At 41.8% G+C, this 21,063-nt stretch carries 21 protein-coding genes; 14 read left to right on the forward strand and 7 right to left on the reverse strand.

Annotation, left to right across the window (positions count from 1 at the left end; genetic code table 11):
- The 5 genes from UYC_RS39070 to UYC_RS0122765 all read left to right on the forward strand — a co-directional run.
- A partial coding sequence (locus UYC_RS39070; RefSeq protein WP_040432577.1) for a hypothetical protein occupies window positions 1-256 on the forward strand: 256 nt, incomplete at its 5' end.
- A 27-nt stretch (window positions 257-283) separates the two neighbouring features.
- Window positions 284-883 (forward strand): nicotinate-nucleotide adenylyltransferase, encoded by a 600-nt coding sequence (locus UYC_RS0122750; protein ID WP_026087478.1) that lies wholly within the window; start codon window positions 284-286, stop codon window positions 881-883.
- The gene (locus UYC_RS0122755) at window positions 844-1,590 is read left to right on the forward strand and encodes an NUDIX hydrolase (protein WP_016874997.1); all 747 of its coding nucleotides are present in this window, start codon (window positions 844-846) and stop codon (window positions 1,588-1,590) included. The genes UYC_RS0122750 and UYC_RS0122755 overlap by 40 nt, the downstream gene beginning before the upstream one ends.
- Before the next feature lie 154 nt (window positions 1,591-1,744).
- The gene (locus UYC_RS0122760) at window positions 1,745-3,442 is read left to right on the forward strand and encodes an NAD+ synthase (RefSeq protein ID WP_016874996.1); all 1,698 of its coding nucleotides are present in this window, start codon (window positions 1,745-1,747) and stop codon (window positions 3,440-3,442) included.
- A 443-nt stretch (window positions 3,443-3,885) separates the two neighbouring features.
- Entirely contained in the window at window positions 3,886-4,800 is a 915-nt protein-coding gene (locus tag UYC_RS0122765) for a peptidoglycan-binding domain-containing protein (RefSeq protein WP_016874995.1), read from the forward strand.
- Window positions 4,801-4,964: 164 nt separating this feature from the next.
- On the opposite strand, the gene UYC_RS0122770 is transcribed toward UYC_RS0122765, so the two are convergent.
- From UYC_RS0122770 to UYC_RS0122780, 3 genes are all read right to left on the reverse strand, one after another.
- Entirely contained in the window at window positions 4,965-5,396 is a 432-nt protein-coding gene (locus UYC_RS0122770) for an ATP-binding protein (protein ID WP_016874994.1), read from the reverse strand.
- Window positions 5,397-5,399: 3 nt separating this feature from the next.
- Window positions 5,400-7,070 carry a SpoIIE family protein phosphatase gene (locus UYC_RS0122775; protein ID WP_016874993.1) on the reverse strand — a complete coding sequence of 557 codons (1,671 nt, stop codon included), beginning with the start codon at window positions 7,068-7,070 and terminating at the stop codon, window positions 5,400-5,402.
- A 183-nt stretch (window positions 7,071-7,253) separates the two neighbouring features.
- Window positions 7,254-7,982 carry a response regulator gene (locus tag UYC_RS0122780; protein WP_016874992.1) on the reverse strand — a complete coding sequence of 243 codons (729 nt, stop codon included), beginning with the start codon at window positions 7,980-7,982 and terminating at the stop codon, window positions 7,254-7,256.
- 599 nt (window positions 7,983-8,581) lie between these two features.
- On the opposite strand from UYC_RS0122780, the gene UYC_RS0122785 reads away from it, so the two are divergent.
- Window positions 8,582-9,340 carry a WecB/TagA/CpsF family glycosyltransferase gene (locus UYC_RS0122785; protein WP_016874991.1) on the forward strand — a complete coding sequence of 253 codons (759 nt, stop codon included), beginning with the start codon at window positions 8,582-8,584 and terminating at the stop codon, window positions 9,338-9,340.
- A 234-nt stretch (window positions 9,341-9,574) separates the two neighbouring features.
- On the opposite strand, the gene murQ is transcribed toward UYC_RS0122785, so the two are convergent.
- The 3 genes from murQ to UYC_RS0122800 form a co-directional block, all read right to left on the reverse strand.
- Window positions 9,575-10,501 (reverse strand): N-acetylmuramic acid 6-phosphate etherase, encoded by a 927-nt coding sequence (gene murQ / locus UYC_RS0122790; protein ID WP_016874990.1) that lies wholly within the window; start codon window positions 10,499-10,501, stop codon window positions 9,575-9,577.
- Window positions 10,502-10,672: 171 nt separating this feature from the next.
- Window positions 10,673-11,083 (reverse strand): DUF3110 domain-containing protein, encoded by a 411-nt coding sequence (locus UYC_RS0122795; RefSeq protein WP_016874989.1) that lies wholly within the window; start codon window positions 11,081-11,083, stop codon window positions 10,673-10,675.
- A gap of 469 nt (window positions 11,084-11,552) precedes the next feature.
- Window positions 11,553-11,957, reverse strand: a complete 405-nt coding sequence (locus tag UYC_RS0122800) for an NIL domain-containing protein (protein ID WP_016874988.1) — start codon at window positions 11,955-11,957, stop codon at window positions 11,553-11,555.
- A gap of 247 nt (window positions 11,958-12,204) precedes the next feature.
- Here UYC_RS0122800 and UYC_RS0122815 point away from each other — a divergent pair, with 247 nt between their 5' ends.
- The 4 genes from UYC_RS0122815 (at window position 12,205) to UYC_RS0122830 (ending at window position 14,340) form a co-directional block, all read left to right on the forward strand.
- The gene (locus tag UYC_RS0122815) at window positions 12,205-12,459 is read left to right on the forward strand and encodes a catalase-related domain-containing protein (protein ID WP_268743996.1); all 255 of its coding nucleotides are present in this window, start codon (window positions 12,205-12,207) and stop codon (window positions 12,457-12,459) included.
- Window positions 12,460-12,793: 334 nt separating this feature from the next.
- Window positions 12,794-13,384: a thioredoxin family protein gene (locus UYC_RS0122820; protein ID WP_016874984.1), complete on the forward strand. Its 591-nt coding sequence runs from the start codon at window positions 12,794-12,796 to the stop codon at window positions 13,382-13,384.
- Window positions 13,385-13,683: 299 nt separating this feature from the next.
- A complete protein-coding gene (locus UYC_RS0122825) occupies window positions 13,684-13,989 on the forward strand; it encodes an ArsR/SmtB family transcription factor (protein ID WP_016874983.1) in 306 nt (101 codons plus the stop codon).
- 135 nt (window positions 13,990-14,124) lie between these two features.
- Complete coding sequence (locus tag UYC_RS0122830; protein WP_016874982.1) at window positions 14,125-14,340, forward strand: hypothetical protein; 216 nt, start codon at window positions 14,125-14,127, stop codon at window positions 14,338-14,340.
- 236 nt (window positions 14,341-14,576) lie between these two features.
- Here UYC_RS0122830 and UYC_RS0122835 read toward each other — a convergent pair whose 3' ends face one another.
- Entirely contained in the window at window positions 14,577-15,614 is a 1,038-nt protein-coding gene (locus tag UYC_RS0122835; protein ID WP_016874981.1) for a zinc-dependent alcohol dehydrogenase family protein, read from the reverse strand.
- A 125-nt stretch (window positions 15,615-15,739) separates the two neighbouring features.
- On the opposite strand from UYC_RS0122835, the gene UYC_RS0122840 reads away from it, so the two are divergent.
- The 4 genes from UYC_RS0122840 (at window position 15,740) to UYC_RS0122855 (ending at window position 20,754) form a co-directional block, all read left to right on the forward strand.
- Complete coding sequence (locus tag UYC_RS0122840) at window positions 15,740-16,660, forward strand: LysR family transcriptional regulator (protein ID WP_016874980.1); 921 nt, start codon at window positions 15,740-15,742, stop codon at window positions 16,658-16,660.
- Between the two features lie 251 nt (window positions 16,661-16,911).
- Entirely contained in the window at window positions 16,912-17,289 is a 378-nt protein-coding gene (locus UYC_RS0122845) for a DUF6658 family protein (RefSeq protein ID WP_016874979.1), read from the forward strand.
- A 216-nt stretch (window positions 17,290-17,505) separates the two neighbouring features.
- Window positions 17,506-19,608 carry a M3 family metallopeptidase gene (locus tag UYC_RS0122850; protein WP_016874978.1) on the forward strand — a complete coding sequence of 701 codons (2,103 nt, stop codon included), beginning with the start codon at window positions 17,506-17,508 and terminating at the stop codon, window positions 19,606-19,608.
- A 405-nt stretch (window positions 19,609-20,013) separates the two neighbouring features.
- Entirely contained in the window at window positions 20,014-20,754 is a 741-nt protein-coding gene (locus tag UYC_RS0122855; RefSeq protein WP_016874977.1) for a DUF928 domain-containing protein, read from the forward strand.
- Window positions 20,755-21,063: the final 309 nt, after the last annotated feature.

Raw genomic sequence — 21,063 nt, forward strand, 5'->3', positions numbered from 1 at the left:
CTTAACCCGACGCCAGGTGCTACAACGGGGGAAACCCTCCGAAGTTCTGATTGCCATGCAGGTGCGGCGGGGGCAGAAAAATCGGAGATTTTTCTGCTGTCGGCAGAGCCGACGCTGTGGTTGCACAGCAACCACAGCTATCCCCGCTCGCACCATCGGCGGAAGCCGCCGCACCCTGCGGGAAGCCGCAGAAGCGTCTACAGACTTCTCTCCGCAACGCACTGGCTCCGCAAGGGCGCGCTGCCTCCCCTACTAAACAAATGACCAATCACTAATGACTAAAATGAAAATTGCCTTATTTGGAACAAGTGCCGATCCACCAACTGCCGGGCATCAAGCGATTATTAAATGGTTATCTCAGCATTACGATCGCGTTGTGGTATGGTCAGCAGATAATCCCTTTAAATCTCACCAAACACCGCTACAGCATCGGGTGGCAATGTTACAACTATTAATTGCCAACATAGATTCGCCACGGCACAATATTAGCTTGGAACAACAACTAAGTAGTTTGAGAACGCTGGAAACAGTGGAAAAAGCAAAAGAACGTTGGGGAGAAGATACAGAGTTTACTTTGGTAGTAGGTTCAGATTTATTAACTCAGCTACCTCGTTGGTATCAGGTTGAAGATTTGTTGCAGCAAGTACAACTTCTGGTAGTACCGCGACCGGGATATGTGATAGATCAAACTAGCTTGCAGACGCTAGAAAACCTGGGAGCAAAAATAGCGATCGCTGAGTTAACAGGCCCACCAGTATCCTCAACAGCGTATCGTGAAAGTGGAGATCCCGAAGCTCTCACACCCTCTGTAATTGACTACATTCACCAACAGCATTTATACAAATGCCAGGACGCATCCCAAAAAAGCTTGCAGATTCGCTAAATCAACAACCTTTGGCAGATTTTAAGGTCGGTGTCGATAACGTAATTTTTTCTGTAGATACTGCCCAAAATCGTCTGTTAGTACTATTAGTAATGCGACAGCAAGAACCTTTTTTAAATTATTGGGGACTTCCCGGTACTTTAGTGCGTCAAGGCGAGTCGCTAGAAGATGCAGCATATCGCATCATGGCTGAAAAAATCAGGGTTAAAAATCTTTATTTAGAACAGTTATATACCTTCGGCGGGCCGAAACGTGATCCGCGCGAAGCAACAGATAGCTATGGAGTACGTTATCTCAGTGTCAGTTACTTTGCCTTAGTGCGATTTGAAGAAGCCGAATTGATTGCTGATAAAGTAGCTGGTATTGCTTGGTATCCAGTCAAGCAAGTGCCGCAATTGGCTTTTGATCATAACGAAATTCTGGCTTATGGACACAGACGTTTAAGAAATAAATTGGAGTACAGCCCGGTAGCATTTGAAGTCTTGCCAGAAACGTTTACTTTGAATGATTTATATCAGTTGTACACTACAGTTTTAGGGGAAAATTTTTCCGATTATTCTAATTTTCGGGCACGTCTACTCAAGTTAGGTTTTCTGTGCGATACCGGAATTAAAGTGTCGCGAGGAGCAGGACGTCCAGCAACTTTATATAAATTTAATGCTGATGCTTTTGCTCCTTTTAAAGATAAACCTTTGGTATTTATTTAACTAACTTTGCAACGAACATAATCACAGATATAACGGATTAGTAATCTGTAACTCTCAAAAAATTAATTATCTGTTATATCCTCTACAAAATCGCTGCTACATTCCTCACCTGTGCTCTCAAACTCAAATCGAAAAACCAAGTCTGAACTTGAAAATGAAAATAGCGATCGCTCAAATTAATCCTACCATTGGTGATTTACCTAGAAACGCCCAAAAAATTTTAGAAGCAGCACAACAAGCAGTAGCAGAAGGCGCGCGTTTGTTGTTGACTCCAGAACTATCTTTATGTGGTTATCCTCCACGGGATTTATTGTTAAATCCTAGTTTTGTAGAGGCAATGGCTATTACCCTGCAACAATTAGCAACAGATTTGCCGCCTCATCTAGCTGTTTTAGTCGGAACCGTAGAAGAAAATACTCAAGCCCACATCACTGGCGGTAAAACTCTATTTAATAGTATTGCTTGGTTAGAAGCAGGCAAAGTCCAGCAAGTATTTCACAAACGGCTTTTACCTACTTATGATGTTTTTGACGAACGCCGTTATTTTGAACCAGGCTTGCAAGCTAATTATTTCACCTTAGATGGTGTTGACATTGGCGTCACAGTTTGCGAAGACTTGTGGAATGATGAGGAATTTTGGGGTAAACGTAGTTACACTGCCAATCCCATTGCCGATTTAGCGATTTTGGGTGTAGATTTGGTCGTCAATTTGTCTGCCTCTCCCTACACTGTCAATAAACAGCGATTTCGCGAAGCAATGCTCAGTCATAGTGCGATGCGTTTTCAGCAACCAATTATTTATAATAACCAAGTGGGTGGCAATGATGACTTAATTTTTGATGGCAGAAGTTTTGCATTGAATCGGCAAGGTGAAATTGTTTGTCGTGCCCACGGTTTTCAAACCGACTTAGTAATCATAGATTTTGACGAAGAGGAGCGGGATTTACAGCTAAGTTCTATTGCACCCAAGTATGAGTGCGAAGAAGAAGAAATTTGGCAAGCTTTAGTTTTGGGCGTACAGGATTATGTCCGCAAGTGTGGCTTTTCCAAAGTAGTTCTGGGTTTGAGCGGTGGAGTTGATTCATCACTCGTGGCTGCGATCGCCACAGCAGCACTAGGTAAAGAAAATGTCTTTGGTGTGCTGATGCCTTCGCCCTACAGTTCCGAGCATTCCATCCAAGATGCTTTGGCTTTAGCAGAGAATCTTGGTATCAAAACTACAACCCTGCCGATCAGGAATTTAATGCAAGCATATGACAAAACCTTAGCAGACTTGTTTGCCAACACCGAATTTGGACTTGCCGAGGAAAATATTCAATCCCGGATTCGGGGTAATTTGTTGATGGCAATTTCTAACAAATTTGGCTATCTTCTGCTGTCTACAGGCAACAAATCAGAAATGGCAGTCGGTTACTGTACCCTCTACGGCGATATGAATGGCGGATTAGCAGTGATTGCCGACGTTCCCAAAACCCGCGTTTATGCAATTTGCCATTGGTTAAATCGTGATGGCGAAATAATTCCTCAAAACGTCTTGTCTAAACCGCCTAGTGCTGAACTCAAACCTAATCAAGTCGATCAAGATTCTTTACCTCCCTATGATGTCTTAGATGACATCTTGCAACGCCTGATCGAAAATCACCAATCACCTGCTCAAATTATTGCAAATGGACACGATCCGGTAGTTGTAGATAGAGTAATTCAAATGGTAGCCCGCGCAGAATTTAAACGACGACAAGCACCTCCAGGTTTAAAAATTACCGATCGCGCTTTTAGTACTGGTTGGCGAATGCCCATTGCCAGCAACTGGTTGACTGTCAAAAATACCTTCCGGCGATTCGTGAGAAGTTAAGTTGGGTACTGGTGACTGGGGAGCGGGGATTCGGGAAAGAGGACACTGGGAGGGGGAGAAGGGGAGAGTGAGGGAGTGAGGGAGCGAGGGTGCATTCTTCCCTCATACTTTCCCTCTCTGGTACTCTCACTCCTCTTTACTCCTTGTCCCCAATTCCCCTTGTCCCTAGTCCCTAGCCTCTAGCCCCTAGCCCCTAATCCCCTAATACTACTCACTATATTTATTACAAATATTTAAGTAATAACACTAGATTTTATTTTGCGTAGAACAATAGTATTGCAGAAATTAAAGTAATAAATTTAACTATATGTCCTACCTAAGCAATAATCTTGCAAGAAATTAACTTTCAGAAATTTGCAGGTTAATTGCTGTAGGAAAAGACATGACTACACAAAATCTATTTTCAGTAACTTTCAGATCAACCGCTGAGGAGAAAGCGTGAAATGAAACTACAAGAATTTTTAGGGACGGATACTAAATATGGCTTGGAAGCGATCGCTGATGATGCAGAGTTGGCTCGTCAGATTCAGATATTATTAATTGGCTTAGGCTTGCTTGAACCTCCAGCCGATGGCAAATTTGGGCCTATTTCTGTTGCCGCACTCAAAAAATTTCAATCTCTCACAAACACCACAGAAACAGACTTTATCGGAGCAGAAACAGCCAAAAAATTGATTGAAACCAAACCAGAGGATCTTCCCAAACCTCCCTTAAAGCTAAGTAACGATCTTGCCAGCAGGATTGTGAAATATATGCAGGCAATGAATTATCAAGTTTTCACTGGGTTAAAAGAATACAACATTACTTATGTAGAGGGAATGAACGGAGACGGAAGCCTTAACAAAGACAACAAAAACGAATTTAACGACAGACGGATTGTCATCGAAATAGTTGATGGTGTGCCCAAAATAGTAGATCACTGGCAAGCTACCACAGAACCAGGCGCTTATTACACCTACAAGCCAATGAATCGGGCTGGTGCTGCCAGAATTCAGTTTGGACAATACAAAGCTTGGGCAGTTGGTTATCATGGCAACGCAGATCGTCACGAAGCATTAATACAAGTTGCACCAATCACCGTTTGCCGCGATTTCAACAAAGACTTTAAACGAACTGGCGATAAACTAGATACAGGTCTTTTCTTGGTTAATCAACACTGGGGCTATGATGCTCCTAGTAATGATATTAAAAATGCTAGTGCAGGTTGTTTAGTAGGACGTATGCGCCAAGGACATCGAGAGTTCATGGCAATAGTTAAACAAGACCGTCGCTACGTAACTAATAATAACTATGTTTTTTATACTACTGTTATTCCTGGAGACGATTTAGTGAAAAAGTTTCCAGCTACAGCCCGGTAAGTATAACAGGTGACAGAGGACAGGTGACAGGGTTAAAAGTCTTTTACATTCACATCAAGACTCCTACCAACAGCCACCAGGCAACAGCCCACAAACCCTCGTTACCCGGTTCAACCTGGTAACGAGAACTAGAGCCTCCGGCTCTTTACAAATTAAAAATCTTGTTAAACAGTTGAAACAGATTCTGGCAGAGATACTTCTAACTTCAAACAGTTTCCACCATTTACCTGCAACTGATACTCCACCCTGTCCATCAGACGATGCATAATTAGCCAACCATAACCACCTTCTTGTTTATCTGTCGGATCGGGAGCCAAATAATCAGATAAATCGAAACCTTCACCGCGATCCCAAATTTCGACGGCAATATCGCGCTCTTTGAGTTCCAAACGAATTAACACTGGCAAACAAGGCTGATCTTTATGGGCATGACGTACCACGTTGGAATAAGCTTCTACTAAAGCTAACCGTAACCGACTCGATTGCCTCGGCCAATCAATAGATTCTTTGAGTTTAACTTCCAAGCATCCTAACAACCAATTTTCTACGATGCTTAGAAACTTTAAGTCACTTGGTACATTCAGCTCACTTTTCATTACTTATAAAACCTCTAGTGAGAGTATTGTTTGATCATCTTCTTGAACGTGGTTGTCAGCTTGGATGCGAGCTAGTAAACTGTTGAGAGAAAGTGGTTGAGTTTCCTGTTGCAAAAGTTGCCAAAGCCCATCTTGATTCAGCATCGAACGTTGACTTAGCTTGATACCATTGTTTGATTGTTCTAATGAATCTATATTTTTGAGAACAGTTGCTTCAGTAATACCATCACTTGTTAGTAATAGAGTTTCTCCGGAAGTGAGAAACAATTGACCGAAGGCTGCTTGCCACTTAGGTAAAATTCCCAAAGGAATACCACGAATCTTAAGATAATTAGGGTTTTCTGTTAAGGCTTTGCGAGACCATAGTAGAGGATATATGTGCCCGGCATTTGCATAAACCAATTCCCCAGTGGCAGGAGTATATCGAGCCAAGAAGAGGGTAATAAAGCAATTGTTACTTATTAAGTCCTCTGCTAGGGCATGGTTGAGATTTTCCATCACTGCATTCGGCATTGCTGGCGTTTGTTGAGATAATTCACGGCGCAATACCGAAATTACACTCGTCATAAATAAAGCAGCTGGCACACCTTTACCAGAAACATCACCCACTGCTATCCACAAATCGCCTTGGGGATGAACAAATACTTCAAAAAAATCTCCTCCTACTTCACGAGCGGGATAACAACAGGCTTGTACCTTGGCACCTTGAATCTCAGGTAAGCTTTGACGCAGCAGGTTGTTTTGAATTTGACGAGCAACCTCTAGTTCTGCCCGGATCTGTGCTTGCTTTTCCTGAAGGCTCTGGTAGAGTTTGGCTTGAGACAGAGCTAAAGCTGCTTGTTCGGCAACTCCTGTTACAAGCTCAATATCTTCCTCTTGCCATGGGCGATCGCGTTCCCACTCAAACAGAGCAATAACTGCAAGTAGGTGTTGCTGGTAGGTAAGTGGTACAGCTAGCTGGTAACACAGCCCATTTTGATGGGTGCATTGATTGTGTTGGTAATCATGGCTGGCTAGAACTTGTTCAATTAAGTTATTGGGAGCGAGAGATAAGTCAGAAAAAGGAGTTTTGGAACTGAGGTAAGAAAACTCGTCTGATGTCAGACAATTATTTTCTATTGGTCTAAGCAAACAATAACTAGTTTCAAAAGTCTGACCGATGATGTCAACAATCTTTTGCAGCATACTAGAGTAGTCTGGTGACTCTCGAATTGCTGTTGTCACTGCATTAAATAAAGATTCTCGCCGCAAAGCACGACTTAACTCTTGAGTGCGTTTTTTGACTACACGATATGTATCTACTGCTTGCTGGACAATTATCCTTAACTGGTCAGGTTTCCAGGGTTTGGTAATATATTTGAAAACCTGACCGGAATTAATCGCATCTACCAAATCCTCAACATCAGTAAACCCCGTTAGCAAAATGCGAATTGTATCAGGAAAGCGCTCCACTGTTAGCCTGAGAAACTCTGTACCATTCATGTTTGGCATTCTTTGGTCAGAGATAATTATGGCCATTTCGCCTTCTTTATCTAGAATGTCAAAAGCACCCAGGGCATTAGTTGCTTTATATACTTGAAAATCTCGTCTAAAAGTGCGGTAGAGCAACTCTAAGTTATCCGGTTCGTCATCTACCACCATCAGTTTAAGTTTTGCTAAATCTGTCTCGGTCATAGGTGACTTCATTTTTCGGATATTTAGACAGCAAATTTGTGTAATTTAAATTACATTTGACCATCAATAAATATTTAGATAGACCAAATTCAAAATAAACAATTCTTTTTTAACACATATTTTTTCTTGTAGTGGTAAATTTACGCATATTCTCCTCAAGAGTAACCACACCAAAAATCTAGTCTATCCAACTAATCCAGAACGCAATGCCCGGACTGCTGCCTGGGTGCGATCGTCAGCACATAGCTTGTTTAAAATATTACGAACATGAGTTTTTACTGTCCCTACCGTGATATAAAGCCTTTCTGCAATTACAGCATTGCTGCAACCTTCAACAATCAACTGCAATACTTCTAATTCCCTTTCTGTCAGGGTATAGGGATCGATCATCTCTTCATTGTTCTCGACCGTTTCCAAAGTTTGAGGTGTGGTTATTGTTTTAGAATCTGTTGCTAATACTTCTGGCTTGTGTTGATTTTGTCGAGCTTGTTGCAATACAATCCGGGCGATCGCTGGATCGATCCAGGCATTACCGTTATAAGTTACGCGCACAGCTTCTAGCAAATTATCAAACTTGATATCCTTCATGCAGTAAGAATCTGCCCCAGCGGCAAAAGCTGCTAGCACTGCCTCTTTGTTATCTCGTAGCGTCAAAATCAAAACCTTGGTTGGTGATTCCTCCCCAGCTAAGGCAGATTTTACCTCTCGTGTCAGTTCTATACCATCTTTATCTGGTAAACCAATATCTATAATCGCAATATCCGGTTGTACCATCTTTACCAGCCTAAGTCCATCAGCAGCGTTGGCAGCTTCTCCTACAACTTCAATTTCATCCTTTTGCTGTAGTGCTGTTCTAATACCTACACGGGTAAGGTCATGGTCTTCAATTAATGCCACACGAATTTTACTCATTGTCTATTTCTGCCCGTTGTAATCTTCACTGTAAAATTGAGTTTACTAAAAAGTCTTAGGATGTGTAGTTTAAAGATATTTGGTTCTTTGTAAGAAAGATATAGGGTGTTAGAGAGCCAACCTGATCCTTGGGCTTGCTGTCAGTGATGGAGATCACTGTACGAATATTATTTAGCTGTTGCAAGAATGCCTCATATCAATTTAATTTGTTTTGCGTTTTATTACATCAATGAACTCACAATGAAACATAACATAAGCTCTATCCAATATACTGCTGGGCAGGGGATAGTAACTAGATCCTGCTTTTTATATACTTTGACGCTTTATGCCCTCTACCCCTTTTTAGTACTTGATATTTTAGTCTTAATGCATTTACTGTTTGTTAGTCTAATTTATAACAAATTAAATGGTTGTTACCATCAGTATACTGAAGTAATAATGTACTTACAATCTATGATAAATATAAGAACTTTATAGATTTATGCATTTTTATAGAGTGTTTTTTTATGCTAATATCTAAATAAATAATATTATTTAAAAAAATTTGTTAAACTATCGTTCAATAAACTTTATGGTGTGAGGCTACTAAAGAATAGACTATGTCTAAACCGCCTAAAGTATTTTCAGTGTTAGGGCTACCAGTTCATGTCATGACTGATTATCCAGGCTGGCTGCTAGAACGCCTGCAAAAAGGAATGGGAACTCATGTAGTCACCCTGAATGCAGAAATGACTATGCAAGCAGAGCAGAATCCGTCCTTAGCTCAAGCAATTAAAAGTGCAGAGCTAGTAATTCCAGATGGAGCAGGAGTAGTTTTATTTTTGCAATGGCTACGGCGGCAACAAGTGCAACGCACCCCAGGAATTGAACTAGCAGAAATACTGTTGCGAGAAATAGGAAAACAAGGAGCAGGTACAAAAGTATTTTTCTATGGTGGAGCACCTGGAGTGGCTGCCAAGGCAGCAGAGTATTGGCTGGCTCACATCCCTAATTTATTTGTAGCAGGTACTCATTCGGGTTTCCATTCCCAGTCAGAAGCAGAACAATTGCGACAAACTCTTGCTCAAATTCAACCACAAGTGATTTTTGTCGGCTTGGGTGTGCCACGTCAAGAATTATGGATCGCCCAGAACCGTCATTTGTGTCCTCAGGCAATTTGGGTAGGAGTCGGTGGTAGTTTCGATATTTGGTCTGGTGCAAAAAATCGTGCTCCAGCTTGGTTGGGAAATAATCATTTGGAATGGTTGTATCGGCTGTATAAAGAGCCTTGGCGTTGGCGGCGAATGTTGGCTTTACCCAAGTTTGCACTAAAGTCTTTAGTTTATGGTTTGACTGCGAAGGAAGCGATCGGTCAATAACTACTCTAAATACTTCAAGCTTGTCAATCTTTCAATCTCTCGCTTCGTTGCAATCCAGTCAGAGAATTAATTCTCTGATTAAACTGAGGGAAAAAGCGGGCTTGCGTTCTTCTTGATAAGCGAATCGTTAATCCAGAAGAACGCAGACACTTACACGCCTACTTTAAGAGGAAAGGGAGCTTCAGGTACATGAATCACGTTCCCTTTGCTCCCTGCACCTTAAGCTCCTTGGCTTTAAAATGAGCTGTGATTTTTTTGACTAGCAACTGCTGCTCTCAAATTACCTTGATGTTCTGAGAGCAGCTTTAAGCCTTCCTCTTTTTCCAAACCAGTCCAGTGCATTAACAGTGCTAATTTAACCCATCTACCACTACGTTCTAGTAAAAACCCAGATGCCTCACGACTCAAACCCGTTAAGTCTTGCAAAATTCGCAAAGCGCGATCGCGTAATTTTTGATTAGTAACTGCTACATCTACCATGCGATTACCATAAACTTTGCCCAAACGTACCATTACACCTGTAGAAAGGATATTTAAAGCCAGCTTTGTTGCCGTGCCTGCTTTGAGGCGCGTAGAACCAGCTAATATTTCCGCTCCAGTTAACAAGCGAATATCAACATCTACTTCTACGCTCACCTGTTCAACAGGTACACAGGCAATAAAAATAGTAGTAGCACCCCTTTGACGAGCAGCATTAATTGCACCGTGAACAAAAGGTGTTGTACCACCAGCAGTAATGCCTACTACTACATCTAGTTGTGTAACTTGCCGTTGTTGAATCGCAGCCTCTCCATCTTGGGCGCGATCTTCCAAATCTTCAGAACTGCGCACCAAAGCTCCAGCACCACCAGCAATAATTCCCTGTACTAGTTCTGGAGGCGTGCAAAAAGTAGGTGGACACTCAGCAGAATCTAACACCCCTAGCCTACCACTCGTGCCTGCACCAACATAAAACAAACGCCCTCCTTGGCGCAAACACTCGGCAGTACGTTCAATCGCTTCTGCCAATTCAACTTTAGCAGCAGCCACCGCAGCTACTGCTTTTTGATCTTCGCTATTAAAAAGTTCCACCAATTCTAAAGTATTGAGCTGGTCTAAATTAAGACTATTTGAATTAACCTGCTCTGTTAAAAGATGCCCGCGCTCCTGCAAGTTCGTCATTTATTCTTTGTCCTTTGTCATTTGTCATCTATCCACGGCGATGTGGAGTGAAAAGTCAACAGTCCAAAATCCAGAGTAAAGGATTTTAATGATTACTATTGGCTGTTGACTAAATGACTAATCACCAAAATCGAAGGGTGGAAGCCCCTGCATTTATGTATGGGGAATGCGTTACAATAATCCCTCCAATCTGCGACGTATGCTTTCAAGTTCAGAATCAGAAAATTCCTGTTCTTGTTGTGATTCCTGTTTTTCGGGCACAGAGTCATCTTGAGCATCTGGTTTCCAATCGGTTTCTTCGACGTTGATTTCTGGGGGAACTATTAATGCGCTGTTTTCTGGGATGATTTCCCAATCGTAGTTAGCACTTTGGCAAAATTCCTTTATTTCTTCAGCATCTATTGCCTCTACTTTCGGTGTAGGAAAATCTTGAGCTTCCAGCATGAGAGCAAAACGCAGGGCGTCATCTTCTGACTCGAACATCAGAATTTTGTTGCGATCGCCTACTCGAATCGTGTGAATGCCCTCATTGTCTGTACCAGCATTAAAAATTAACACAAAAACACGCATGGGTGTAATCATCGTTCCTGTCATCTGGGATCTATTTTTATTAAAATTCCTGGTTGTGTCTAAGGGAAAGCCTAAGCAAAATTTCTTACCTGAAAATGGGAGTTAGAGACTAATAAACAGAGGTTTTCATCAATGTAGCCTCCTTTCTAAGCAATCTACAAAGCTTGGCGTAGGGGAAGAAAACTTTATACCTATACCCGGTTAGCTTGTATATTTTTATGCTGTTTATAATCAAAGCTTTATATAAAATCCCCCTATAATTTGGATTTTACCTATTTCAATCTAGTATTTACCAGGATATTTATTTTTGATAAATGTATTAATTAGCACTTTTTATTACAGTAGTAATCAAATAAATTTAAAATAACTTCAAAAATACTTTTGAGTAATTTCTTCGAGTTTTTGTAAAAATTTACTTATGTAACTACCAGGTGATTGCAAAGTTGGGGCAACGAACCCCAGCTTTTTATTTGAAAATTTTTCAAATATTAGTGGAAATTGCTTGTACTGGACAGGTGGGAATACATTGCTCGCAGACAATACAGCGCGATCGCGTAAATGTTAACTTATAGCTTTCTGGGTTGAGGGTTAAAGCTTCAGTAGGGCAAACTCCAGTACATAAGCCACAATGCACACACAAATTTTCGTCGATGACAATTTCACCTAAAGTGTGGGAAACACTGATATTTTGCGATCGCATCCACTCAATCGCAGCATCTAGCTGATCTATATCTCCTGAAAGTTCCACAACCAGCTTGCCAATTTGGTTTGGTGCCACTTGAGCGCGGATAATATTGGCAGCGACGTTAAAATCTTTTGCCAATCGATAGGTAACTGGCATCTGAATCGCACGCTTGGGAAAGGTGAGAGTAATTCGCTTTTTCACTGTTGTCTAAATTTTTGCATCCACCTCACCTTTAGTTCTAGCGTACTTAGCCATAACTTTTGACTCAACGAGAATGCAAACAGCGAGCGATCGCCACACTTTCTTAAAATTTTCATGCTTTTTTCTGCCCAATCCCGCTCTCAAGCAGATACTGATGGCGTTAGCTCTTCAAAAATTGAGCAAATGTTACGGTTTATTACAATCTCTGCCTAAATCCTACTAAGTCAAAGTCATTTCGACTACGCTAATAAAACAAAGTCATGACGATTACACCCAAGCAGGAGATCTGTATCGGCTCATGACACCCGATCAACAGGAGCGTTTGATCCAAAATATTGTAGGTAGTTTGAGTCAGGCGCGACGCGATTTACAGATGCGTCAACTTTGCCATTTCTTCCGGGCTGATGTAAATTATGGTCGTCGCGTCGCAGAAGGATTGGGAATAGCGATCGATCCATCTATGCTTCCCAAGTCTGCCGAAGCCGTCGGGGGTGCTCGGTAATAGGGGATAGGGGACAGGGGACAGGGAATAGGGAACAGGGAACAGGAGACACGGAGTTGAGGAAGTTGAGGAAGTTGGGAAGTGATAAGAGTAATACCAATTCTCTAAAATTTTGCTACACATCAATCTCCGCGTCATTATCTGTAACCGCCTTTTGGAGAATTAGTATAAATTCTTCCCCATCTTTCCCATCTTCCCTATCTCCCTCATCTGTTCCTCTCTCCTACTCTCCCCCTCTTCTTCCCCTGCGGCAGTCGAGAAACAGCAGGCAATTACCCAACAAAAGTACTAGAGTGAAAGATAACGGTACTTAATAAGTTTTAATAAATCTGTTATGAGTACGAATTCACCTGTGAATTCTCCAATCAAGCCAGAATCTACTTCAGGAGCGCGCCTGAGAAACTTTTTAATTGCAATTGTAGCGATCGCCCTCAGCGTTGCCTTGGTCTTGGGATTAAAAAGCGAAACTAGCTCAGTTTCCCTCACTAGTTTAGATGAACAATCTACACCATTAGAAGTAGCTTTGACTAATGGCAAGCCATCTTTAGTGGAATTTTACGCTAACTGGTGTACAGTCTGCCAGAAGATGGCACCAGACATCGCCCAACTAGAACAGCAGTATGCAGACAAAGTTAATTTTGTCATGCTAAACGTAGATAACACCAAATGGTTGCCAGAAATGCTGAAATACCGGGTAGATGGTATTCCTCATTTTGTGTTTTTGAGCCAGAACGGAGAATCTGTTGCACAAGCGATCGGCGATCAACCCCGTACAGTCATGGCAAGTAATTTAGAAGCCTTAGTTACTAATTCGCCCTTACCCTATGCTCAAGCTAGTGGGGAAGTTTCCAAAGTTTCAGCATCAGTAGCACCAGCAGGTAGCAAAGACGATCCCCGCAGTCATGGTAGTCAAGTAGCAAATTAAATGTATAGTAGGGGGACAGTAAAGTCTACATTAAATAGCCAGAGGCTCCTGTTCTCGTTGCCAGGTTGAACCTGGTAACGAGGTTGATTTTGTTGCTGCAAGCTAATGTATTTTTTACAAGAAACTCTACGTGTAATTACAACAAGAAGAGCGATTTCATCACAATTACAAAAAACTTCTCTTTTTCAGGGAGTTTACGGCAAGGATTATGTTAGTTCCATACATTTGTTTTAGCTAAGACTAATTAAACTACCAACAGTAGTCTTGAAATATCGAATATATTCGATATAATTAGCCTTATGGATACGAAAGATACTGATATATTTAAAGTTCTTGCTAACGAAACTAGGCTGCAGATCTTGCACTGGTTGAAAGAACCTGAAGCCAACTTTCCTCCTCAAGATGTCGATCCTCATACCGTTGGAGTTTGCGTCGGTAGTATTCAAAAGAAAACCGGCTTGGCTCAATCTACTGTGTCTCACTATTTGTCGATGCTGGAGGCTACAGGGCTGATTGTATCAACCCGCCAAGGGCAGTGTACTTACTACCGTCGGAATGAAGAGGCTTTCTCTGAGTTCGTTACTCACGTTGCTACAGAACTTTAATATAAATAAAAGCTAATCTTCCTCTTCATCCATTTTTATTATTTAATATCGAAATTATTCGATATCTCTAATATTCAAAAGACTGTTATGGTGTAGGTGCGACAGACAACCGACGGTGTAGATGAGGGAGAGACGATGATAGCGAGCTATTTAGTTTTATTAGTTATCGGTTTGGGTGCTATCTGGCTAGGATTAAAAATACGTGAGGAAGTCTATCGCATTGCAGTTGTATTCAGCGGAGTAATGCTATTAGTGATGGGATTCGTGTTGTCTCCATCTGCTGTGCAATTTGGTGTTGTGCTAATTTTGTTGGGACTGCATAAACTTTATACTCCACAGCCAAAATTTTAGATGTTTGAGACAAAGCAATCAAATTGTTTAGTTGAGTTACAAGAGGGTGGATGATCATTAGCGCAACTTACGACCGAACTGTATCAGATCGGCGACATAGTGATCGCGCTCTTCATAGAACGGAAAGTGAACACCTTGAGGCATAATAGTCGATTGGGCAATATTAGCGATCAATTCCAGCTCTTATTTCTCCGTGCCCTCTGCGCCTTTGTGGTTTTATAGTTCTTTTTGGGAAATTACAACGTGACGACAATCTTACCAGCAGCTTGATTAGATGCCATGAAGCGCATTGCTTCTGGGAGGCTTTCAAGCCCTTGGAATTCGCGATCGATAGTCAGTGGGAACGAGCCATCTGCTAATCCTGCTGCAATGAAAGCTTTGGCACGAGCAAAGGCTTCTTCATCGCCTAGTAAGCCCAAATTTCGATTCCCTGTAAAATCAAACACTTTGTAGACGTAGAAATGAAAACTGCGAATAAAGGCAGCCATCCACGGAAAGGTGCTCAAATTCTCAGCATCCAGCAAACCATAGACAATCCAATGTCCTCGTACCTTCACCGCTTGGGCTAATCGATCGCTGAGGGCACCTGCTACTGCATCGTAAATCGCATCCGCACCTTGATTATTCGTAATTTCCATGACACGGGTAACGAGATCTTCTTCTTCCGTCGCCACTACATAATCTGCACCTGCATCAAGTAAGGCTTGGCGTTTCTTGCTAGTACGAGTAGTGGCAATAACTTTGGCTCCAATCTTTTTCGCCATTGCGATCGCTGCCAAACCTGTTGTACTTGTTCCTGCCGTAATCAGAATCGTTTGATAGGGTTGCAAATGCGCCAATTCTAACAGTGCGAAATAACCTGTGAAATAAGCGAAAGCAAATCCAGCACCTTGGGCAGGAGTAAAGTTATCCGGTGTTTTCATCAAACCACGAACAGGTAAGATAGCGGTTTCACCAAAGTTTGCATAATCGCCGATTGAGAATGCAGGGATAGAACTGATGCGATCGCCAACCTGAAAATTAGTAACATCAGCACCTACAGCCTCGACAATTCCTGAAATTTCATAGCCAAGACGCGAAGGCAGTTCTGGAGTTTCAACATAATTGTTTGCCATCCACAATAAATCTGCACGGTTGAGACTCATTGCTTGTACTCGAACTCGCACTTCACCTGCACCAGGTTGAGGCAGGGGAACCACGTCAAGCTGTAACATTTCTGGGCCACCGTATTGATGAAATCTGTAAATTCGCGTAGTGGTAGCATCGGAAGTCATGGCTAAATCTCCTGTGAACTTGGTGTTTCTGTTGTGGCGTTGCAAACTTCATGACTCTATCCTCGCGGATGCGCTATGATTTTTCCAATCGATTAATAATATGATTTACATTCATAAAATGAATTATGCAAGCCGTCCAACATTTCCAACTAGCAGGTGTTGATCTCAACCTTTTGGTAGTATTCGATGCGCTAATGAGCGAGCAACACCTTACCCGCGCAGCCGAGAAAATTGGATTGAGCCAACCTGCAACGAGTAACGCCCTTGCTCGGCTACGCAAGCTCTTTAAAGACGATCTGTTTATCAAAACCTCTAGAGGAATTACGCCTACTCCCAGAGCATTTGAACTGACTGAACCCATTCGTCAAGCCTTGGAGCAGATTCAATTTGTGGTGAGCAGCCAGCCGGAATTTAATCCAGCCACAAGCGATCGCACCTTCCGCATTGGCATGGATGACTACACCGAAATTGTATTTCTACCCAAGTTATTCCAAACAATTGAAGAACTTGCTCCTCACATTAAAATTCAAATTCGTTCTAGCAACTGGCAAAAAGCTCCCAAACTGCTCGATGCTAATGAAATAGATTTAGCGATCGGTTATTGTCCTCAATATCAAACGTGGCATCAGCGCCAAATCCTCTATGAGGAACGGTTTGTCTGCGTTACTAATGCGAAGCAATTCAAAAAGCGCAAAGCAATTACGTTAGATGAGTACATTACCGCCTCCCATCTCCTAGTGTCTCCCAAAGAAGATATGGTGGGTATGGTCGATGAGATTTTACAAGAGCACAATTTACAGCGAACTGTGGCATTATCGGTACCAAATTTCTTAATTGTGCCATTTGTATTGTGTAACACAGATCTAATCGCCACGCTGCCAACCCAGATTGTTCAAACTTTCGTCGAAGTGTGGAAACTTCATGCTTTACCTCTACCGTTTGAAATGCTTGGATTTTCAGTGGATTTATTGTGGCATACAAAAAGCGATCGCGATCCTGCTCATCGATGGTTGCGGAATTTAATTGCCCAACTATGTCCAGAGTAAGATGAAATTGAGACAAGCCAAGGAATAGTTGGTAGGAAAAACAAGATTGCCAAGATCCCCGACTTTTCAAAGAAGTCGGGGATCTATGTGTTGAATTGCTATATATATCGCCAGGCTGATGTACGCTTTCAATAAAAGCTGAATACTGATATCGTAACTTGCATAAAAATTTTTCTGCGAGTTACATTCTCGGCAGTATCAGCCTTGAGAAATATTTCTAGACATTTATAAAGATAAAAGGTTTCATCTCGATGAATCGAGTCATATCTTGGTTAAAAAGCATTCGACTACGTCAGTTAGTTACAGTTTTGCTAGTAACTATTGCATTTTTATTTAGCACTGCTTTTGGCAATACTTATCAGCAATCTGCACAAGCCAAAGCACTCACACCAGAAGCACAGCAATATCATTCTGAAGGTGGCGAAGAATTTCAAAAAGCAGTAAAAAATACTCAAGAATCTGGTAAAAATATAGTTGAAAGTGCCAAAGAGAATATCATCGAAAAACTCAATTTGAATGAACCGATTCCTCCAGCAACCAAAGAGTTTTTCCAGGACGTAAAAGAAAATACCCAACAAGCAGTCAAGAACCCACAAGTAATTATCAAAGGTTCTCAAAATCAAGAATAAACATAAATGTAGCTTTGAGAAGCAAAATTTAAGTCCAAACTTCTTTGATAGCCCACACCTTAGCAAGGCTGTGGGTTTTGTAAATGATTTTGTGAGTACGGGTATTTTGACATTACTTACAGAGAAACCCCCAATCGTAGATGCGATCGCTACATTAGAGAATAGAGAAAGATAAATCAGCGATCGTATTTAATTTCAGGGTACTCACAATAAATCATGAGTGAAAAAGCCACTATTTTAGATAATCCCTTACTTCAAGGCTCCGGTTTGCCTGCGTTTGCAGACATTAAATCAGAGCAGGTGGTACCAGCATTCAATCAGCTACTGACAGAATTAGATCGAGAACTTACCAAATTAGAGTCTGAAGTACAGCCTACTTGGAGCGGTTTAGTAGAACCTCTAGAAAAAATCACCGAGCGTCTCAGTTGGAGTTGGGGTGTTGTCAGTCATTTAATGGGGGTAAAAAATAGCCCAGAACTAAGGGAAGCTTATGAGGCTGTTCAACCAAAGGTAGTACAGTTTTCTAACAAGTTGAGCCAAAGCCAACCCATTTATAATGCTTTTAAAGCACTCCGCAACAGCAATCACTGGGATAATTTAGACTCTGCCCAAAAGCGAATCGTAGAAGCAGCGATTCGAGATACAGAACTTTCTGGAGTTGGTTTGCAAGGTGAGGCAAAAGAGCGCTTCAATGCCATCCAAATGGAGTTGGCTGAACTCTCCACTAAGTTTTCTAACCACGTCCTAGATGCGACAAAAGCCTTTGGCTTGACACTGACAAAGAAAGAAGAAGTTGACGGACTACCCCCTAGTTTACTTAGTTTAGCAGCACAAGCAGCACGAGATGCGGGAGCAGAAAACGCCACTCCAGAAAATGGCCCTTGGCGCATTACTTTAGACTTCCCTAGTTACTTTCCTTTTATGCAGTACAGCACTCGCCGTGACTTGCGCCAAGTGCTTTACAAAGCTTACATGACTCGTGCTTCGTCTGGAGAGTTAGACAATAATCCAATCATTGAACGCGTTTTGGAATTGCGTCAAGAACTAGCAGAGCTACTCGGCTATAAGACTTATGCAGAAGTTAGTTTGGCGAGTAAAATGGCTCCCAATGTAGAGGCTGTAGAAAAACTACTGGAAGAATTGCGCCAAGCCAGTTACGATGCTGCAATCAAGGAATTAGAAGATTTGAAAGCCTTTGCAGCTTCTAAGGGAGCAGCAGAAGCGGATGATTTAAAACATTGGGATTTTAGCTTTTGGGCAGAGCGCCAACGAGAAGAAAAATTCGCCTTTACTCAAGAAGAACTACGTCCCTACTTTCCTTTGCCCCAAGTGCTAGATGGTTTATTTGGGTTAGTGAAGCGAATATTTGGCGTCACCGTCACTCCTGCTGATGGGAAAGCCTCTGTGTGGCATGAAGATGTCCGTTATTTCCAAATCGCTAATGAAGCGGGTAATCCCATTGCCTACTTTTACCTAGATCCTTACAGTCGCCCCGCCGAGAAGCGTGGTGGTGCATGGATGGATGTCTGTATTAATCGGGGCAAATTCACAGAAAATGGATCGGCAAAGACTCGCTTACCTGTAGCATATTTGGTATGTAATCAAACACCCCCCGTTGATGGCAAACCGAGCTTAATGACGTTTACGGAAGTAGAAACTCTATTCCACGAATTCGGGCACGGTTTACACCATATGCTGACTAAGGTAGATTATACCGGAGCAGCAGGTATTAATAATGTCGAGTGGGATGCTGTAGAATTACCTAGTCAATTCATGGAGAATTGGTGTTACGATCGCCCGACTTTGTTTGGCATGGCTAAACATTACGAAACTGGCGAAACCTTACCAGAACACTATTACCAAAAGCTGCTAGCGGCAAAAAATTATATGAGTGGTAGTGGTATTCTCAGGCAACTGCACTTTAGCCTCCTTGATATCGAACTGCACCATCGCTATCGCCCTGGTGGCAATGAAACACCCAAAGATGTGCGCGATCGCATTGCCAAGACAACCACTGTCATCCCACCGTTGCCAGAAGATGCTTTCCTGTGCGCTTTTGGACACATTTTTGCAGGAGGATACGCTGCAGGCTACTACAGCTACAAATGGGCAGAAGTATTGAGTGCAGATGCTTTTGCTGCTTTTGAAGAGGCAGGTTTAGAAAACGAGGAGGCTGTTAAAGCTACAGGTAAACGTTATCGCGATACTGTTTTGGCTCTCGGTGGTAGCCAGCACCCAATGGAAATATTTAAGTCTTTCCGGGGGCGTGAACCGAGTACAGAACCATTACTCAGGCATAATGGTTTAGCTGCTGCTTAAACATAGATGGGTAGTGCTTGCGCTCTACCCATCCTACAAATAATACAAATAATAAATACAACAAAGAAGGCGCTGGTGATAGCGCCTGATTACCGTGATTAGATGAATCTATAAGGTAAGGAACAAACCTGGATACTCACCTTATTTATTCAGGGATAGTTTCTGCGTGAACAATAACATGGATCAGAATAATACAAAAGTACATTAAATAGTCTCTTAAGGTTTGAATGCTAATGACGAATTTAAGTGGAAACAGGTGGTGAAGCCAGGGAACTATTTTTTCCCAACCAGATGTCTGGGTTGTAAGGAACACAAAGCAAAATAATATTTTTTGACGTGTATCGCCCAAATTTTCTGAAAGTTTGTCTATCTTTGCTTCTACATATATTCCCTTGGAGCTTACCCTTGGAGGCTATTGCACAGACAACCTCTCATTCCCAGCTACTAGGGAAACCAAAACAAACAGGTAATCGCAGCAACAAAAGTGGCACTATCCAAGTGAAGATACCGATTAAGAAACTACCAGCACGCCGGGAGGCAGGGAGTACACGCAGAGGCAGCTGTATTTCTGGCGATCCGGCACTTGTGGCTTTATTGTTGCCTGCAACTAATTTGGGATTGACAAGTGCTGCTTATCCTCGGTTTTTTTGGTATTCACCTCAAAATACTGCCCAGCAAACACAGTTTTCCTTGTATCAGATAGACGAGCGATCGCGCCAGCGAACCCTTCTGTACAACACAATTTTTAAACCCAGCGCTGAAGCAGGCGTGACTAGTTTAGCCCTACCGAGTCAAGATAAGATTCCGCCTTTAGAAATTAATCAAACTTATTACTGGACTGTATCAATTATTTGCGATCGAACAGATCCTTCACCCCGCTCTGTGATTACTGTAGATGGTTGGATACAACGAGTTACTCTCAGTAAAAATGTAGCTCATCAATTGCAGCGGTTGAATCCTAAAGAGCGTATTCCTATCTATGCCGAACAAGGACTTTGGTTTGATACACTATCAACCGTAGCCGAGTTACGTGCCTGTAACCCCTCTGATAATAATTTATCGAACCTCTGGATCAATCTGCTACAACAAGCCGAGTTAGTAGAACTAGCTCAACAGCCTCTGCAGCAAAAATGTTCTCGTCGGTGAAAGGTCACTACTGAAAGAGGTAAACTCTTAATAGCAAATTGAAAATTTGTCAATAAACAAAAATAGATTTTATCTACTTTTCTGTTTTTCTTTGCAATACTTAACTTAGCTTTAATTAAAAATAGTAAACATAGATTAAAACTAATAAAATTCATCATCATTCATTAAGTTAATCGTGCAATATTAAGAGTAAGCTGAATAAATGAAGCCTAGTTGAAAATTATTCGTCACTAGGTGCAAACAAAAATAACATTTGTCAACGTTTGGCAGTGCATAGTCAAAAGCAATAAATTCGCATTCCATTGACTA

This window comes from Chlorogloeopsis fritschii PCC 6912 (genome assembly GCF_000317285.1).
Taxonomy (GTDB): Bacteria; Cyanobacteriota; Cyanobacteriia; order Cyanobacteriales; family Nostocaceae; genus Chlorogloeopsis; species Chlorogloeopsis fritschii.

What these genes read in the sequence shown, in the direction of transcription:
- UYC_RS0122795 (WP_016874989.1), bottom strand. Translation starts at nt 11,083, where the DNA reads ATGATTACACCCATGCGTGTTTTTGTGTTAATTTTTAATGCTGGTACA.
- UYC_RS0122840 (WP_016874980.1), top strand. Translation starts at nt 15,740, where the DNA reads ATGCAAGCCGTCCAACATTTCCAACTAGCAGGTGTTGATCTCAACCTT.
- UYC_RS0122785 (WP_016874991.1), top strand. Translation starts at nt 8,582, where the DNA reads ATGTCTAAACCGCCTAAAGTATTTTCAGTGTTAGGGCTACCAGTTCAT.
- UYC_RS0122845 (WP_016874979.1), top strand. Translation starts at nt 16,912, where the DNA reads ATGAATCGAGTCATATCTTGGTTAAAAAGCATTCGACTACGTCAGTTA.
- murQ (WP_016874990.1), bottom strand. Translation starts at nt 10,501, where the DNA reads ATGACGAACTTGCAGGAGCGCGGGCATCTTTTAACAGAGCAGGTTAAT.
- UYC_RS0122835 (WP_016874981.1), bottom strand. Translation starts at nt 15,614, where the DNA reads ATGACTTCCGATGCTACCACTACGCGAATTTACAGATTTCATCAATAC.
- UYC_RS0122830 (WP_016874982.1), top strand. Translation starts at nt 14,125, where the DNA reads ATGATAGCGAGCTATTTAGTTTTATTAGTTATCGGTTTGGGTGCTATC.
- UYC_RS0122825 (WP_016874983.1), top strand. Translation starts at nt 13,684, where the DNA reads ATGGATACGAAAGATACTGATATATTTAAAGTTCTTGCTAACGAAACT.
- UYC_RS0122780 (WP_016874992.1), bottom strand. Translation starts at nt 7,982, where the DNA reads ATGAGTAAAATTCGTGTGGCATTAATTGAAGACCATGACCTTACCCGT.
- UYC_RS0122755 (WP_016874997.1), top strand. Translation starts at nt 844, where the DNA reads ATGCCAGGACGCATCCCAAAAAAGCTTGCAGATTCGCTAAATCAACAA.
- UYC_RS0122850 (WP_016874978.1), top strand. Translation starts at nt 17,506, where the DNA reads ATGAGTGAAAAAGCCACTATTTTAGATAATCCCTTACTTCAAGGCTCC.
- UYC_RS0122775 (WP_016874993.1), bottom strand. Translation starts at nt 7,070, where the DNA reads ATGACCGAGACAGATTTAGCAAAACTTAAACTGATGGTGGTAGATGAC.
- UYC_RS0122765 (WP_016874995.1), top strand. Translation starts at nt 3,886, where the DNA reads ATGAAACTACAAGAATTTTTAGGGACGGATACTAAATATGGCTTGGAA.
- UYC_RS0122760 (WP_016874996.1), top strand. Translation starts at nt 1,745, where the DNA reads ATGAAAATAGCGATCGCTCAAATTAATCCTACCATTGGTGATTTACCT.
- UYC_RS0122820 (WP_016874984.1), top strand. Translation starts at nt 12,794, where the DNA reads ATGAGTACGAATTCACCTGTGAATTCTCCAATCAAGCCAGAATCTACT.
- UYC_RS0122770 (WP_016874994.1), bottom strand. Translation starts at nt 5,396, where the DNA reads ATGAAAAGTGAGCTGAATGTACCAAGTGACTTAAAGTTTCTAAGCATC.
- UYC_RS0122750 (WP_026087478.1), top strand. Translation starts at nt 284, where the DNA reads ATGAAAATTGCCTTATTTGGAACAAGTGCCGATCCACCAACTGCCGGG.